The organism is Ideonella sp. (assembly GCF_041914305.1).
GTDB lineage: Bacteria > Pseudomonadota > Gammaproteobacteria > Burkholderiales > Burkholderiaceae_C > Ideonella.
This window is the reverse complement of the sequence record NZ_JAYSDQ010000007.1, coordinates 107,532-119,362: the sequence shown is the minus strand read 5'-3', so window position 1 is coordinate 119,362 and position 11,831 is coordinate 107,532. Positions and strand designations below refer to the sequence as shown.

The 11,831-nt window shown below is 70.9% G+C and carries 10 protein-coding genes; 6 read left to right on the top strand and 4 right to left on the bottom strand.

Annotation, left to right across the window (positions count from 1 at the left end):
* Positions 1-33: 33 nt before the first annotated feature.
* Entirely contained in the window at positions 34-1,143 is a 1,110-nt protein-coding gene (locus ACE3SG_RS11420) for an alkene reductase (protein WP_374565061.1), read from the bottom strand.
* A gap of 133 nt (positions 1,144-1,276) precedes the next feature.
* On the opposite strand from ACE3SG_RS11420, the gene ACE3SG_RS11415 reads away from it, so the two are divergent.
* The 4 genes from ACE3SG_RS11415 (at position 1,277) to ACE3SG_RS11400 (ending at position 7,563) form a co-directional block, all read left to right on the top strand.
* Positions 1,277-2,164 (top strand): 23S rRNA (adenine(2030)-N(6))-methyltransferase RlmJ, encoded by an 888-nt coding sequence (locus tag ACE3SG_RS11415; protein ID WP_374565059.1) that lies wholly within the window; start codon positions 1,277-1,279, stop codon positions 2,162-2,164.
* A gap of 153 nt (positions 2,165-2,317) precedes the next feature.
* Positions 2,318-3,415, top strand: coding sequence for a TIGR03118 family protein (locus ACE3SG_RS11410; protein WP_374565057.1), 1,098 nt, complete (start codon positions 2,318-2,320; stop codon positions 3,413-3,415).
* 72 nt (positions 3,416-3,487) lie between these two features.
* Positions 3,488-5,551 carry a M61 family metallopeptidase gene (locus tag ACE3SG_RS11405; protein WP_374565056.1) on the top strand — a complete coding sequence of 688 codons (2,064 nt, stop codon included), beginning with the start codon at positions 3,488-3,490 and terminating at the stop codon, positions 5,549-5,551.
* Positions 5,548-7,563, top strand: coding sequence for a M61 family metallopeptidase (locus ACE3SG_RS11400; RefSeq protein WP_374565054.1), 2,016 nt, complete (start codon positions 5,548-5,550; stop codon positions 7,561-7,563). Before ACE3SG_RS11405 ends, ACE3SG_RS11400 begins: the two co-directional genes overlap by 4 nt.
* Before the next feature lie 15 nt (positions 7,564-7,578).
* On the opposite strand, the gene ACE3SG_RS11395 is transcribed toward ACE3SG_RS11400, so the two are convergent.
* The 3 genes from ACE3SG_RS11395 to ACE3SG_RS11385 form a co-directional block, all read right to left on the bottom strand.
* The gene (locus ACE3SG_RS11395; protein WP_374565053.1) at positions 7,579-8,007 is read right to left on the bottom strand and encodes a PaaI family thioesterase; all 429 of its coding nucleotides are present in this window, start codon (positions 8,005-8,007) and stop codon (positions 7,579-7,581) included.
* 89 nt (positions 8,008-8,096) lie between these two features.
* On the bottom strand, positions 8,097-8,891 hold the full coding sequence (locus ACE3SG_RS11390) for a hypothetical protein (protein WP_374565052.1): 795 nt from the start codon (positions 8,889-8,891) through the stop codon (positions 8,097-8,099).
* Between the two features lie 120 nt (positions 8,892-9,011).
* Positions 9,012-9,785, bottom strand: a complete 774-nt coding sequence (locus ACE3SG_RS11385; protein WP_374565051.1) for an SPFH domain-containing protein — start codon at positions 9,783-9,785, stop codon at positions 9,012-9,014.
* Positions 9,786-9,968: 183 nt separating this feature from the next.
* Between ACE3SG_RS11385 and ACE3SG_RS11380 the strand changes: the two genes are divergently transcribed.
* Positions 9,969-10,676 carry a response regulator gene (locus ACE3SG_RS11380; RefSeq protein WP_374565050.1) on the top strand — a complete coding sequence of 236 codons (708 nt, stop codon included), beginning with the start codon at positions 9,969-9,971 and terminating at the stop codon, positions 10,674-10,676.
* On the top strand, positions 10,673-11,782 hold the full coding sequence (locus ACE3SG_RS11375; protein ID WP_374565049.1) for an ATP-binding protein: 1,110 nt from the start codon (positions 10,673-10,675) through the stop codon (positions 11,780-11,782). Before ACE3SG_RS11380 ends, ACE3SG_RS11375 begins: the two co-directional genes overlap by 4 nt.
* Positions 11,783-11,831: the final 49 nt, after the last annotated feature.

Here is an 11,831-nt window from a genome sequence, read left to right as displayed (position 1 = left end):
GAAGGCGGCCCCTGCGGGGCGCCTTGTTGGCTGTCAGTCCACCAATGCGGGGTAGTCGGTGTAGCCGTGTGCGTCGCCGCCGTAGAGCGTCGCGGTGTCGAGCGGGTTCAGTGGGGCGCCTTGGCGCAGGCGGCGGCCGAGGTCGGGGTTGGCGATGAAGAGTTTGCCGAAGGCGACGAGGTCGGCGGTGCCGTTGTGCACCGCGGCTTCGGCCATCGGGCGGTCGTAGGCGTTGTTGACCATCCAGGCGCCGCGGTGGTGGGCGCGCAGCGCGGCGTAGTCGAACGGGGCGACGCCTTGCGCGCTCAGGTCGCGCGGCCCGCCGGTGGCGCCTTCGACCACGTGCACATAGGCCAGGCCCAGCGGAGCGACGCGCTCCAGCGCGCGGCCGTAGGTGGCTTGCGCATCGCTGTCCTGCCCGGCGTCGTTGGACGGGGTGATCGGCGACAGGCGCACGCCCGTGCGGCCGCCGCCGATCTCGGCGGTGATCGCCTGCAGCACCTCGGCCAGCAGCCGGGTGCGGTTCTCGACCGAGCCGCCGTAGTCGTCGCTGCGGTCATTGATGCTGTCGCGCAGGAACTGCTCGATCAGGTAGCCGTTGGCCGCGTGCAGCTCGACGCCGTCGAAGCCTGCCTGCATCGCCAGCCCGGCGGCGCGGCGGTAGTCGGCGATCAAGCCGGGGATCTCGTCGGTGCGCAGTGCGCGCGGTGCCGACACCGGCGCGAAGCCGCCGGCGATGAAGGTCTTGCCGTTCGCCGGGCGGTTGGTCGACGACACCGGCTGCGCGCCCCCGGGCAGCAGCGACACATGCGAGATGCGGCCGACGTGCCAGAGCTGGATCACGATCTTGCCGCCTTCGCCGTGCACCGCGTCGGTCACGCGCTTCCAGCCCGCCACCTGCTCGGGAGAATAGATGCCCGGTGTGTCGAGGTAGCCCTGGCCCATCGGGCTGATCTGGCTGGCCTCGGTGACGATCAGGCCGGCGCCGGTCTCGGGGTTGGCGCGCTGGCGGTAGTACTCGGTCATCAGTTGCGTCGGCACCTGGCCGGCGCCGGCGCGGTTGCGGGTCAGCGGCGCCATCACGATGCGGTTGGCCAACGCGATGTCGCCCATGCGGAGCGGGTCGTAGAGAGAAGCGGTCATGGGCACGCAGCCTATCGAATGCGGCGCCGGCTACAGTGCGGGCTGAATCAAAGCCCCACACGATCCGGGCCCTCCGGCGCCCCCGCCGGCGGCCTGCCGCGATTTGGGGTTCAGCCCAGAAAGAAGACCCGCCATGCTCGCCTACCGACACGCCTTTCACGCGGGCAACCACGCCGATGTGCTGAAGCACCTGGTGCTCGACCAGGTGCTGCGCTACATGACGGCCAAGGACAAGCCCTTCCGCTACATCGACACCCACGCCGGCGCCGGCGGCTACCTGCTCAAGGGCGCCCAGGCGCAGAAGAAGGCCGAGTACCGCGAAGGCATCAACCGACTGTGGAGCCGGCCCGACCTGCCACCGGCCGTGGCCGACTATGTGCATCTGGTGCAGCAGTTCAACCTGCCGCCGGCCGAGCCGGGCCAGCCCGCGCCGGTGCTCGAGAAGGGCATGACGCCGCCGCTGGCGCTGTACCCGGGCTCGCCGTCGATCGCCCGCATGCACATGCGGCCGGGCGACTCGATGCGGCTGTTCGAGCTGCACCCCAGCGACGCGCGCACGCTGGCCGCGCACTTCAACAGCCGCCACGTGCAGATCCTCAACGAGGACGGCTTCGCCGGCCTGAAGGGCCAGGTGCCGCCCAACCCGCGCCGCGCGCTGGTGCTGATGGACCCGTCGTACGAGCTGGTCGGCGACTACGGCAAGGTGGTGGCCACGATGCGCGAGGCCATCGCGCGCTATGCCGAAGGGGTCTACGTGATCTGGTACCCCCAGATCGCCCGCGTCGAGGCCGCGCAGCTGCCCAAGCGCCTGATGGCGCTGGCGCCCAAGGGCTGGCTGCATGTGCGCATGACGGTGGCGCAAGCCGACGCACAAGGCTTCGGCCTGGCCGGCAGCGGCCTGTTCGTCGTCAACCCGCCCTACACGCTGCACGAGACGCTGCAAAGCGTGATGCCCTACCTCACCGAGGTCCTGGCGCAGTACGACGGCGCGAGCTACCTGATCGAAGAACAGCCGGCCTGACGCGTCGCCGGTCGGCGACGCCGGCGCGGCTTTCGGCGCGCTGCAACCTTGCGCGCTCCACGCAGCACCTACCGACGGTGACTGCGGGGCTTCTGCCTCGTCACCCCGCGCAGCGCCACGCGCGCGGCCACCATGGATGCGAGGAGAACCCTGATGCAACGACGTTTCCTGATGCGCGGCCCGCTGGCCGCGCTGCTGGCGCTCGCCCTCGGCGCGGCGTTCAGCCCGGCCGCGCTGGCTGAGCACAGTGCCTACAGCGTGCACAACCTGGTGTCGGACGGCAGCGTGCCGGCCGACCACACCGACCCTAACCTGAAAAATCCGTGGGGTGTGGCGTTCAACCCGAACGGCTTCGTCTGGGTCGCCAACAACCACACCGGCACCTCGACGCTGTACGACGGCGCCGGCGTGCCGCAGACGCTGGTCGTCGCGGTGCCGCCCGCACCGGGTGGGGACATGGGTTCGCCGACCGGCATCGTCTTCAGCGGCTCGAGCGATTTCGTCGTTGGCGCCAACGGCCTGAGCGGCCCGAGCCGCTTCATCTTCTGCACCGAAGACGGCACGATCTCGGGCTGGGCGCCGAACGTCGACCTGCACAACGCGATCGTCGTGGTCGCCACGCCGAATGCCAGCTACCGGGGCATGGCGATCGCCGCCACGCCGAGCGGCAACCGGCTGTATGCGGCCGACTTCGTCAACGGCCGCATCGACACCTTCGACGCCAGCTTCGCGCCGGTGGCCACCAGCGGCGGCTTCGTCAACCCGAAGCTGCATCACGACTACGCGCCGTTCAACGTGCAGGCCTTCGGCGACAAGCTCTACGTGGCCTACGCCAAGCGCGACAAGGCCGGCGAAGACGAGCACGCCGGCAAGGGCCAGGGCTTCATCGACGTGTTCGACTTCGACGGCCACTTCGTGCAGCGTCTGGTCAAGCACGACGGCATGAACGCACCCTGGGGCTTCGCGATGGCGCCGGACGATTTCGGCCAGTACAGCGGTGCGCTGCTGGTCGGCAACTTCGGCAACGGCACGATCGCCGCCTACAACCCGCGCACCGGCCACTTCCGCGGCTACCTGCACGGCGACGACGGCAAGAAGCTGCACATCGACGGGCTGTGGGGCCTGGCCTTCGGCAACGGCCTGTTCGGCCAGCCGAAGAACACGCTGTTCTTCGCCGCCGGCGTCGAAGACGAAGAGGGCGGCCTGTACGGCAGCATCTCGCTGAGCGCGGGCGCGTCGCCCCAGCACTGACGCCGCAGCCCTCGCGGGTTAGGGGCCTTGGCGCCCCTCGTGTATGGTGCGGGGCTTTTGGAGAACCGACCCATGCAGCGTACCCACCGCCAGGCCCACCCGGCCGGCTCGGCGTTCGCAGCGGGCGGCCGGGCGGGCCTGATCGGCGCCGCCCGGACCGGACTCGCTGGGCTCGCCTGTTTCACCGCCACCACCTGGCCCGTCGCCGCGCTGGCGATCACCCCTGTCACGCCGGTGGCCGACGTGGCCGCGATCCCGCAGCCGACACCGCGCGATGCACCCTACCCCGGCGTGATCACGCTGGCCGTCGATGCGACCGACCTCGACCACCGCGTGCTGCGTGTGCAGCAGACGGTGCCGGTGGCACAACCCGGCCGCCTCACGCTGCTGTACCCGCGCTGGCTGCCGGGCACACACGGCCCCTACGGTGATGTCGACCGGCTGGCCGGCCTGCAGGTGCGCGCCGGTGAGCGCAGCGTGCCGTGGCAGCGCGACATGGTCGACCCCTACGCCTTCCACGTCGACGTGCCGGCCGGCGTCAGCACGCTGACGCTGAGCTACGAGCACCTGACCCCCACCGAGCGCGGCCAGGGCCGCGTGTCGATGACGCGCGCACTGCTCGGCGTGCAGTGGAACCAGACCGTGCTCTACCCGGCCGGCCACTACGCCAGCGCGATCCGCGTTGCGGCCAGCGTCAGGCTGCCTGGTGGCTGGCAGCAGGCCAGCGCGCTGCGCGCGGCCGATGGCAACGTCGCCCAAGCCGGCTCGGACGGTTGGGTGCGCTTCGCGCCGGTGTCGCTGGAGACCTTGGTCGACTCGCCGCTGTTCGCCGGCCCGAATGCCAAGCGCATCGAGCTCGACCCGCCCGGCACGCCCAACCCGGTGGCGCTGAACCTGCTGGCCGACGAGGCTTCGCAGCTCGAGGCCAGCCCCGCGCAGCTCGACGCCCACAAGGCCCTCGTGCAGCAGGCCGACAAGCTCTACGGCTCGCGCCCGTGGCGCCACTACGACTTCCTGCTGTCGCTGTCGAACGCGTTCGGCGGCATCGGGCTCGAGCACCACGAGTCGAGCGAGAACGGCGTGCGCGGCAACTACTTCAAGGACTGGGACAAGGCGATCCGCGCCCGTGGCCTGCTGCCGCACGAGTACACCCACGCGTGGAACGGCAAGTTCCGCCGCCCGGCCGACCTGTGGACGCCGCAGTACAACGTGCCGATGCGCAACCCGCTGCTGTGGGTCTACGAAGGGATGACCCAGTACTGGGGCCAGGTGCTGACCGCGCGCAGCGGGCTGGCCACGCCCGAGCAGGCGCGTGACGCGCTGGCCTCGCTGGCGGCCCACCTGGACGCGCGCAGCGGCCGCAACTGGCGCAGCCTGCAAGACACGACGACCGAAGGCACCCTGGCCTCGCAGCGCGACAAGATCTGGCGCGACTGGCAGCGCAGCGCCGACTACTACGACGAAGCGGTGCTGATCTGGCTCGACGTCGACACGCTGATCCGCGAAAAGAGTGGCGACACCAAGTCGCTCGACGACTTCGCCCGCGCCTTCTTCGGCCCGACGATGCAGCCACACGACGACGGCAGCCCGAAGAGCCTGACCTACGGCTTCGACGACGTGGTCAAGACACTGAACAGCGTGCAGCCGCACGACTGGGCCAGCTTCTTGCGCGCCCGGCTCGACCGCACCGGCGCCGGCGCCCCGCTGGACGGCCTGGCACGCAGCGGCTGGAAGCTGGGCTGGTCGGAGACCGAGAGCGAATTCGCCAAGCACAACGAAGGCCGCGGCGGCCCGAGCGGGCACGAGCGGCCGGACAACTTCCTGTTCTCGCTCGGCCTGCAGATCGCCAGCGACGGCGAGCTCGACCAGGTGCTGTGGAACAGCCCCGCCTTCCAGGCCGGCGCCGCCACGGGCCAGAAGCTGATGGCCGTCAACATGCAGGTCTACAAGCCCGAGCGGCTGGCCGCGGCGATCAGCGCCAACAAGAACGGGGAGGCGCCGATCGAGCTGCTGGTCAAGGACGGTGATGTCTACAAGCTGATGCGCATCGACTGGCGCGGCGGCCTGCGCTACCCGAAGCTCGAGCGCACCGACGGCACGCCCGACCGGCTCAGCGCAATCTGGGCGGCCAAATGAGCGCGGCAGCGTCGCTTCGGCACCGCGCGTTCGGCCTCGCGCTGTGGGCTGCGCTGGCCGCCTCGGCGCTGCCGGCCCACGCCCACGGCGACCACGACGGCCACGCCGAGCCGGCCACCGGCGCCGCGGCCGGCGTCGTGGTGCCCCCACCCGCCAGCTGGCCCGGCGTGATGACGCTGGCGGTCGACGCGACCGACCTCGACCGCCGCGTGCTGCGTGTGCAGCAGACCCTGCCGGTGGCCACGCCTGGCCAGCGCCTGGCGCTGCGTTATGCGCGTTACCTGCCGGGGGCCCACGGGCCGTATGGCGACGTGACGCGGCTGGCCGGCCTGACGATCCAGGCCGGCAACCAGCGCCTGGCGTGGCGGCGCGAGGCGGCCGATCCGTTCACGTTCCTGGTCGACGTGCCGGCCAACGCAACGAACCTGACCCTCAACTTCCAGTACCTCGCGCCGGTGCGCGGCAGCAACGAACGCATCAGCGTGACCCGCGAGCTGCTCGGCGTCGAGTGGGAGAACGTGCTGCTGTACCCGGCCGGCCCGGCGGTGCAGGCGATTCGCGTGCAACCGCGGCTGAAGCTGCCGCCCCATTGGCAGCAGGCCAGCGGGCTGCGCGGGCCGGCAGGGGCCGTGGTGCAGGCGGGCGCCGACGGCTGGATCGACTTTGCGCCGGTGTCGGTCGAGACGCTGGTCGACTCGCCGGTCTTTGCCGGCCGCCATGTGAAGCAGGTGCCGCTGGACGCCACCGGCGCCGCGCACCCGGTCACGCTGACACTGCTGGCCGACGAGGCCTCGATGCTCGACGCCAGCAAGGCCCAGCTCGACGCGCACCGCGCGCTGGTCACGCAGGCCGACAAGCTGTTCGGCGGTGCGCGCCACTATCGCCACTACGACCTGATGCTCGCGCTGTCCGACGAATTCGGCGGCATCGGGCTCGAGCACCACGAGTCGAGCGAGAACGCGCTCAGGACCGACTACTTCAAGGACTGGGACAAGGCGATCCGCGGCCGCGAACTGCTGGCCCACGAGTACGTGCATTCGTGGAACGGCAAGCACCGCCGCCCGGCCGACCTGGCCACGCCCGACTACCACCAGCCGATGGGCAACAGCCTGCTGTGGACCTACGAAGGCCTGACCGAGTACTGGGGCCATGTGCTCGCCGCGCGCGCTGGCCTGAGCACACCCGAACAGGCGCGCGACCGGCTGGCCAATGTCTACGCCGAAGTCGCCGCGCGCAGCGGCCGCAGCTGGCGGCCCTTGCAAGACACGGTGATCGACCCCGCGATCGGCCCCGGCCCGACGCGCGAGTGGGACGAGTGGCAACGCAACGCCGACTACTACGACGAGGCGCAGCTGGTCTGGCTCGATGTCGACCTGACGCTGCGAGCGCTGAGCCACGACCAGCACTCGCTCGACGACCTCGGCCGCAGCTTCTTCGGCGGCCCCACGCAACACCGCGCCGACGGCGCGATCGCCCCGCTGACCTACACCGAAGACGAGCTGCTGGCCGCGCTGAACGCGATCCACCCGCACGACTGGCGGCGTTTCCTGCACGAGCGGCTGGACCGTGTCGGCGGCCCGACGCCGGGGCTGGCGAACAGCGGCTGGCGGCTGGCCTGGGCCACCGAAGAAAGCAGCTTCGAGACGAATGAGCGCGGCTGGGAGGGCGACAACGGCACCGAGCGGCCGCAGAACCTGGCCTATTCGCTGGGGCTGCGATTGATCGGCGACGGCCGCGTGACCCAGGTGTTCTGGAACAGCCCGGCCTTCGGCGCCGGCCTGACCAAGGGCATGTCGGTGCTGGCCGTCAACGACCTCGCCTACAAGGCCGAGCGGCTCGAAGCGGCCGTGCGCGCCAACACCAAGGGCGAGGCGCCGATCCGGCTGCTGGTCAAGGACGGCGAGCTGTACCGCACGGTCACGATCGACTGGCGCGGCGGCCTGCGCTACCCGCGGCTGGAGCGCGCCGACGGCGCAGTCGACCGTTTGAGCAAGGTCTGGAAGGCGCGCTGAGGACAGCGCGCCGAATCACGGGCCGCTGGCGCCGGCCACGACCGACAACAGCGTCTCGCCGGTGGCCACCAGCGTCTCGTCGGCGCCGATGCAGGCGTAGAGCTCGCAGGCCGTGAACACCTGCGAGCGCCCCGGCTTGACGACCCGGGCCCGCGCGATGAAGCGTTCGCCGGTGGCCGGCCGCAGGCAGTTGACCGCGTAGTGCGCGGCCAGCACCGGGCCCACCAGCGTGGCCGCAGCAAAGCCGCAGGCGGTTTCGATCAGCGCACCGGCCAGGCCGGCATGCAGCAGGCCCGCGTACTGCCCGGCCTCATGCCGCCATGGCATCACGATCTCGACCTGGCCCGGCGCTGCGCTGAGCACCTCGAACCCGCACCAGCGGTTGAACGCCGACGTCTCGTTCACGGCGCGCAGCTGCGCCAGCGGTTCGTGGAGCGCGCCCATCGCCGTCCCTTGCAAGTGACCTGTGCAGCCACTCTAGCCACGGCGGTCGGCGGCGGCTGTCAAGGGGGCGACAGGGGCTGAACGACACCCTAACAAGGCACCAGCACTGTCGCCGAGCCCACCACGTCCAGCAGCACATTGAGCACGGCCGTGATGCAGCGGGCCCGATTGAACGCCACATCGGCCAACAGGGCGAACGCCCCGCCGAGATAGGCGACGTAGCCCATCCCCACATACTCGCTGAAGACGATCGTGTGCAGCCAGTTCTGGTTGAACAGGTACAGCCCGCCGGTGAGGCCGGCCGCGCCCAGCAGCACCAGCGCCGGCACCACCAACTGCACCGAGGCCCGGCGCCAGAACCACGTCACCAGCGCCAGCAGGCCGAACACCCCGGCGTTGCTGCCGCAGAAGATGCGGAACTCGCGCATCAGGTCTTGCGTGACCGACGCATAGGCGGTTTCGATCAGCCCCAGCAACCGGGCCCGCACCTGGTCCAGCGTGCCGATCCGTTCTTCAGTCGCCCGCGTCGCGTTCTCGCTCATGCGGCGCCGGCATTCGCAGTCGACATGCAGCATGTCGGCCACCACCTGCGCCGTCTTCGCCGGCACGCCCTCTTTCAGCGCACGCCGCTGGGCGTCGATCTCGGCCTCGGTCCGGCCCAGCGCCTTGGCGGCCAGCGCCGCGACCTTCGAATTCGACAACGTGTCGATCTTCTCGCCGACGCGTTGTTCGACCTCGATGCGAACGACCTCGCGCGCGGCCCGCTCGACCCACAGTGGCTCGACCCAGGACAGCAGCAGCGCCGCACCGAACAGCGCGACGCCCGCCAGGCCGATGGCCAACAGCACGCTGCGCAGCAACGGGGTGGTTGGGGGAGGGTGCATGGGAGCCTTCTGGGTGGCGAAACCTGAGATTGCCCCGGAACGGTAGCGCAATACCGACCCGATCCTGCAACCCCACAAGCGGCGGCCAAGCGGCGGCCAAGCGGTGCGGGGCCGCCCGCCTCAGGCGCTTGCCGACGCCGCGCCGCCGCGTTGCAGGTACTGGCTCAAGGTCTGAGACAAGGTGACGAAGTCCGACGGGATCATCAGCACCGTCGTGCTGCTGTTCTCGGCCCCGACCTCCGAGATCATCTGCATCCGCCGCAGCTCCAGCGCGGCCGGGTTGGCCATGATCTGCGCCGCCGCCGCGGACAACTTCACCGACGCATCGAATTCGGCCTCGGCCTTGATGAGGCGCGCCCGCTTTTCGCGAATGGCCTCGGCCTGCATCGCCATGACCTGCTGCATGGCCACCGGCAGTTCGACATCTTTCATCTCGAAGCGTTGGACCTCCAGCCCCCAGGCCAGCGTCGAACCCTCGATGCTGTCGCCCAGCAGCGTGTTGATCTTGTCGCGCTCCTGCAGCACCTCGTCGAGGTCGTGCTGGCCGATGATGTTGCGCAGGCCCGTGAGGGCCAGTTGGTAGACGGCCGCCTCGGCGTCGGCAACCTCGATCACCGATTTGGCGGCGTCGACGATCCGGTACCACAGCACGGCGTTGACCTTGATCGTGACGCTGTCGCGGGTGATCGTCTCTTGCTGTTCGGCCGACACGGTGCGCGTGCGGATGTCGATCGTGACCGCCCGCTCGATGCCCAACGGGATGATCCAGTACAGCCCGGGCCCGCGCAGGCCCACATGGCGGCCCAACCTGAAGACCACGCCACGCTGGTACTCCTGCGCAATCCGCAGGCCGGACAGCAACAGCACGACCAGCACCACCAACGCAACTTCCACGATCATCCCCTTCGTCGAGAGTCCTTCGAATCGAGGCCCGCACCGACTCCCTGGCGGGTGCGTGGCTCGGGCCCGGCGGGCCGGGGATCATCGTGCGCCGCCGCGCATATGGATCGCATTGGGGTCGCGATCCGCGCGCCGATACTCGCGCCATCGGCCACGGCCTTTTTTGAGCCCATTGCGATGACCCGCTGCCTGCTGGTCGATGACGACCACGCCATTCGCACCCTGCTGCTGGACTACCTGCAGTCGTTCGGTTTCGAGGTCGAAGCGCTGGCCGATGGTGCGGCGCTGCGGCGCCGGCTGCCAGCCGGTGGCATCGACCTGCTGCTGCTGGACCTGATGCTGCCTGACGAGCACGGGCTCGGCCTGTGCCAGTGGGTCAAGCAGCAACAGCCTGCCCTGCCGGTGATCATGCTGACCGCACAGGGCGACCCGCTGTCGCGTGTGCTGGGGCTGGAGCTGGGTGCCGACGACTACCTGCCCAAGCCCTTCGAGCCGCGCGAGCTGGTCGCGCGCATCAAGGCCGTGCTGCGGCGCGGCCATGTGGTGCAAGCTGCGGCCACGGCCAGCCCCTCGCTGCGCTTCGGTGGCTGGGCCTTCGACCGGCTGCGCCAACTGCTGCAGGCGCCCGACGGCACGGTCGTTGCGCTGTCGAGCTCCGAGTACCGGCTGCTGTCGGCCTTCGTCGACCATCCCGGCCAGGTGCTGGGCCGCGACCGGTTGCTGGAGCTGTCGCGCCTGCCGGGCGCCGCGGCCAACGACCGAGCCATCGACCTGGCCGTCTCGCGCCTGCGCGGCAAGCTGCTCGGTGCCGGCGGCGCTCCGCTGATCCGCACCGTGCGCGGCGAAGGCTACCGCTTCGACGTACCGGTGGAGGCCCTGCGATGACATCGACCCCTGCCCGCGCCGTGACCGGTTGGCGGCGCTTCGACACGCTCGGCGTGCGCCTGTTCGTGCTGATGTGGGTGGTGCTGGTGGCCGCCCATGCGGCGGCGCACTGGATCGCAGTGCCACCGCCGCCGCCGGGGCACGCCGAGCCGCCGGCGAAACCGTTGGAGCCGTTCCCCTCGCTGCCGCCCGGGCCGCTGTGGCAGAAGAACGGGCCGCCGGCCGCCCATGGCGCGCCGCGGTCGCTGCCGCCTTGGCAGTCGATCTGGGTCGACTACGGCGTGCGCCTGCTCGTCATCGCGCTGGGGGCGGCGCTGTGCGCGCGCTGGCTGGCGGCGCCGATGCGGCGGCTGGCCGGCGCCGCGGGCGCGCTGTCGCAGGGCCTGCGCCCGGGCCAGGCGCCGCCGGCGCTGGACGAGCGCCACGGCAGCCGCGAGGTGCGCACGACCGCACAGGTCTTCAACCAGATGGCCGAGCGGCTGCAGGCGCAGTTCGATGCGCGCGGGCTGCAGATGGCCGCGGTCTCGCACGACCTGCGAACGCCGTTGACACGCCTGCGCATCCGGCTCGAAAGCCTGGACGCACCGATCGCCGCGGCGGCGATTGCCGACATCCGCGAGATGAACGCGTTGATCGACAGCTCGCTCGCGGTGCTGCACGAACAACGCGAGGCCGCACCACCCGCCATCGTCGACCTGGTCGCGCTGGCCCAGGCCGCGGTCGATGATTTCGCCGAACAAGGGCACGACGTGGCGCTGGCCACGGTCGCCCCACTGCGCGCCCGCGCCCACCCGGTCGCGCTGCGGCGCATCGTCGACAACCTGCTGGGCAATGCGCTGCGCCATGGTCGCCAGGTGCGCCTGAGCATCGGGCCCGACGCCGGTGGTGTGGTGCTGCAGGTCGACGACGACGGCCCCGGCATCGCACCCGAGCAGATCGAAGCCGCGCTACAGCCCTGGGTGCGGCTGGGGCCAGGCGACAGCGCCGGCCAGGGCCTGGGCCTGGCGATCGCGCGCGACCTGGCCGAGCGCGACGGCGGCCGGCTCGCGCTGGCCAACCGCGCCGAGGGCGGCCTGCGCGCCAGCCTGTGGTTGCCGGCGGCGTGACGTTTCTCCAGTACCGCCAATGTGTCGAGGTCGACACAGAGCGCCCAAA

Excerpts from the sequence above, each read along its gene's own strand:
- ACE3SG_RS11390 (WP_374565052.1), bottom strand. The coding sequence starts at position 8,891 with ATGCACCCTCCCCCAACCACCCCGTTGCTGCGCAGCGTGCTGTTGGCC.
- ACE3SG_RS11405 (WP_374565056.1), top strand. The coding sequence starts at position 3,488 with ATGCAGCGTACCCACCGCCAGGCCCACCCGGCCGGCTCGGCGTTCGCA.
- ACE3SG_RS11410 (WP_374565057.1), top strand. The coding sequence starts at position 2,318 with ATGCAACGACGTTTCCTGATGCGCGGCCCGCTGGCCGCGCTGCTGGCG.
- ACE3SG_RS11420 (WP_374565061.1), bottom strand. The coding sequence starts at position 1,143 with ATGACCGCTTCTCTCTACGACCCGCTCCGCATGGGCGACATCGCGTTG.
- ACE3SG_RS11380 (WP_374565050.1), top strand. The coding sequence starts at position 9,969 with ATGACCCGCTGCCTGCTGGTCGATGACGACCACGCCATTCGCACCCTG.
- ACE3SG_RS11395 (WP_374565053.1), bottom strand. The coding sequence starts at position 8,007 with ATGGGCGCGCTCCACGAACCGCTGGCGCAGCTGCGCGCCGTGAACGAG.
- ACE3SG_RS11415 (WP_374565059.1), top strand. The coding sequence starts at position 1,277 with ATGCTCGCCTACCGACACGCCTTTCACGCGGGCAACCACGCCGATGTG.
- ACE3SG_RS11375 (WP_374565049.1), top strand. The coding sequence starts at position 10,673 with ATGACATCGACCCCTGCCCGCGCCGTGACCGGTTGGCGGCGCTTCGAC.
- ACE3SG_RS11400 (WP_374565054.1), top strand. The coding sequence starts at position 5,548 with ATGAGCGCGGCAGCGTCGCTTCGGCACCGCGCGTTCGGCCTCGCGCTG.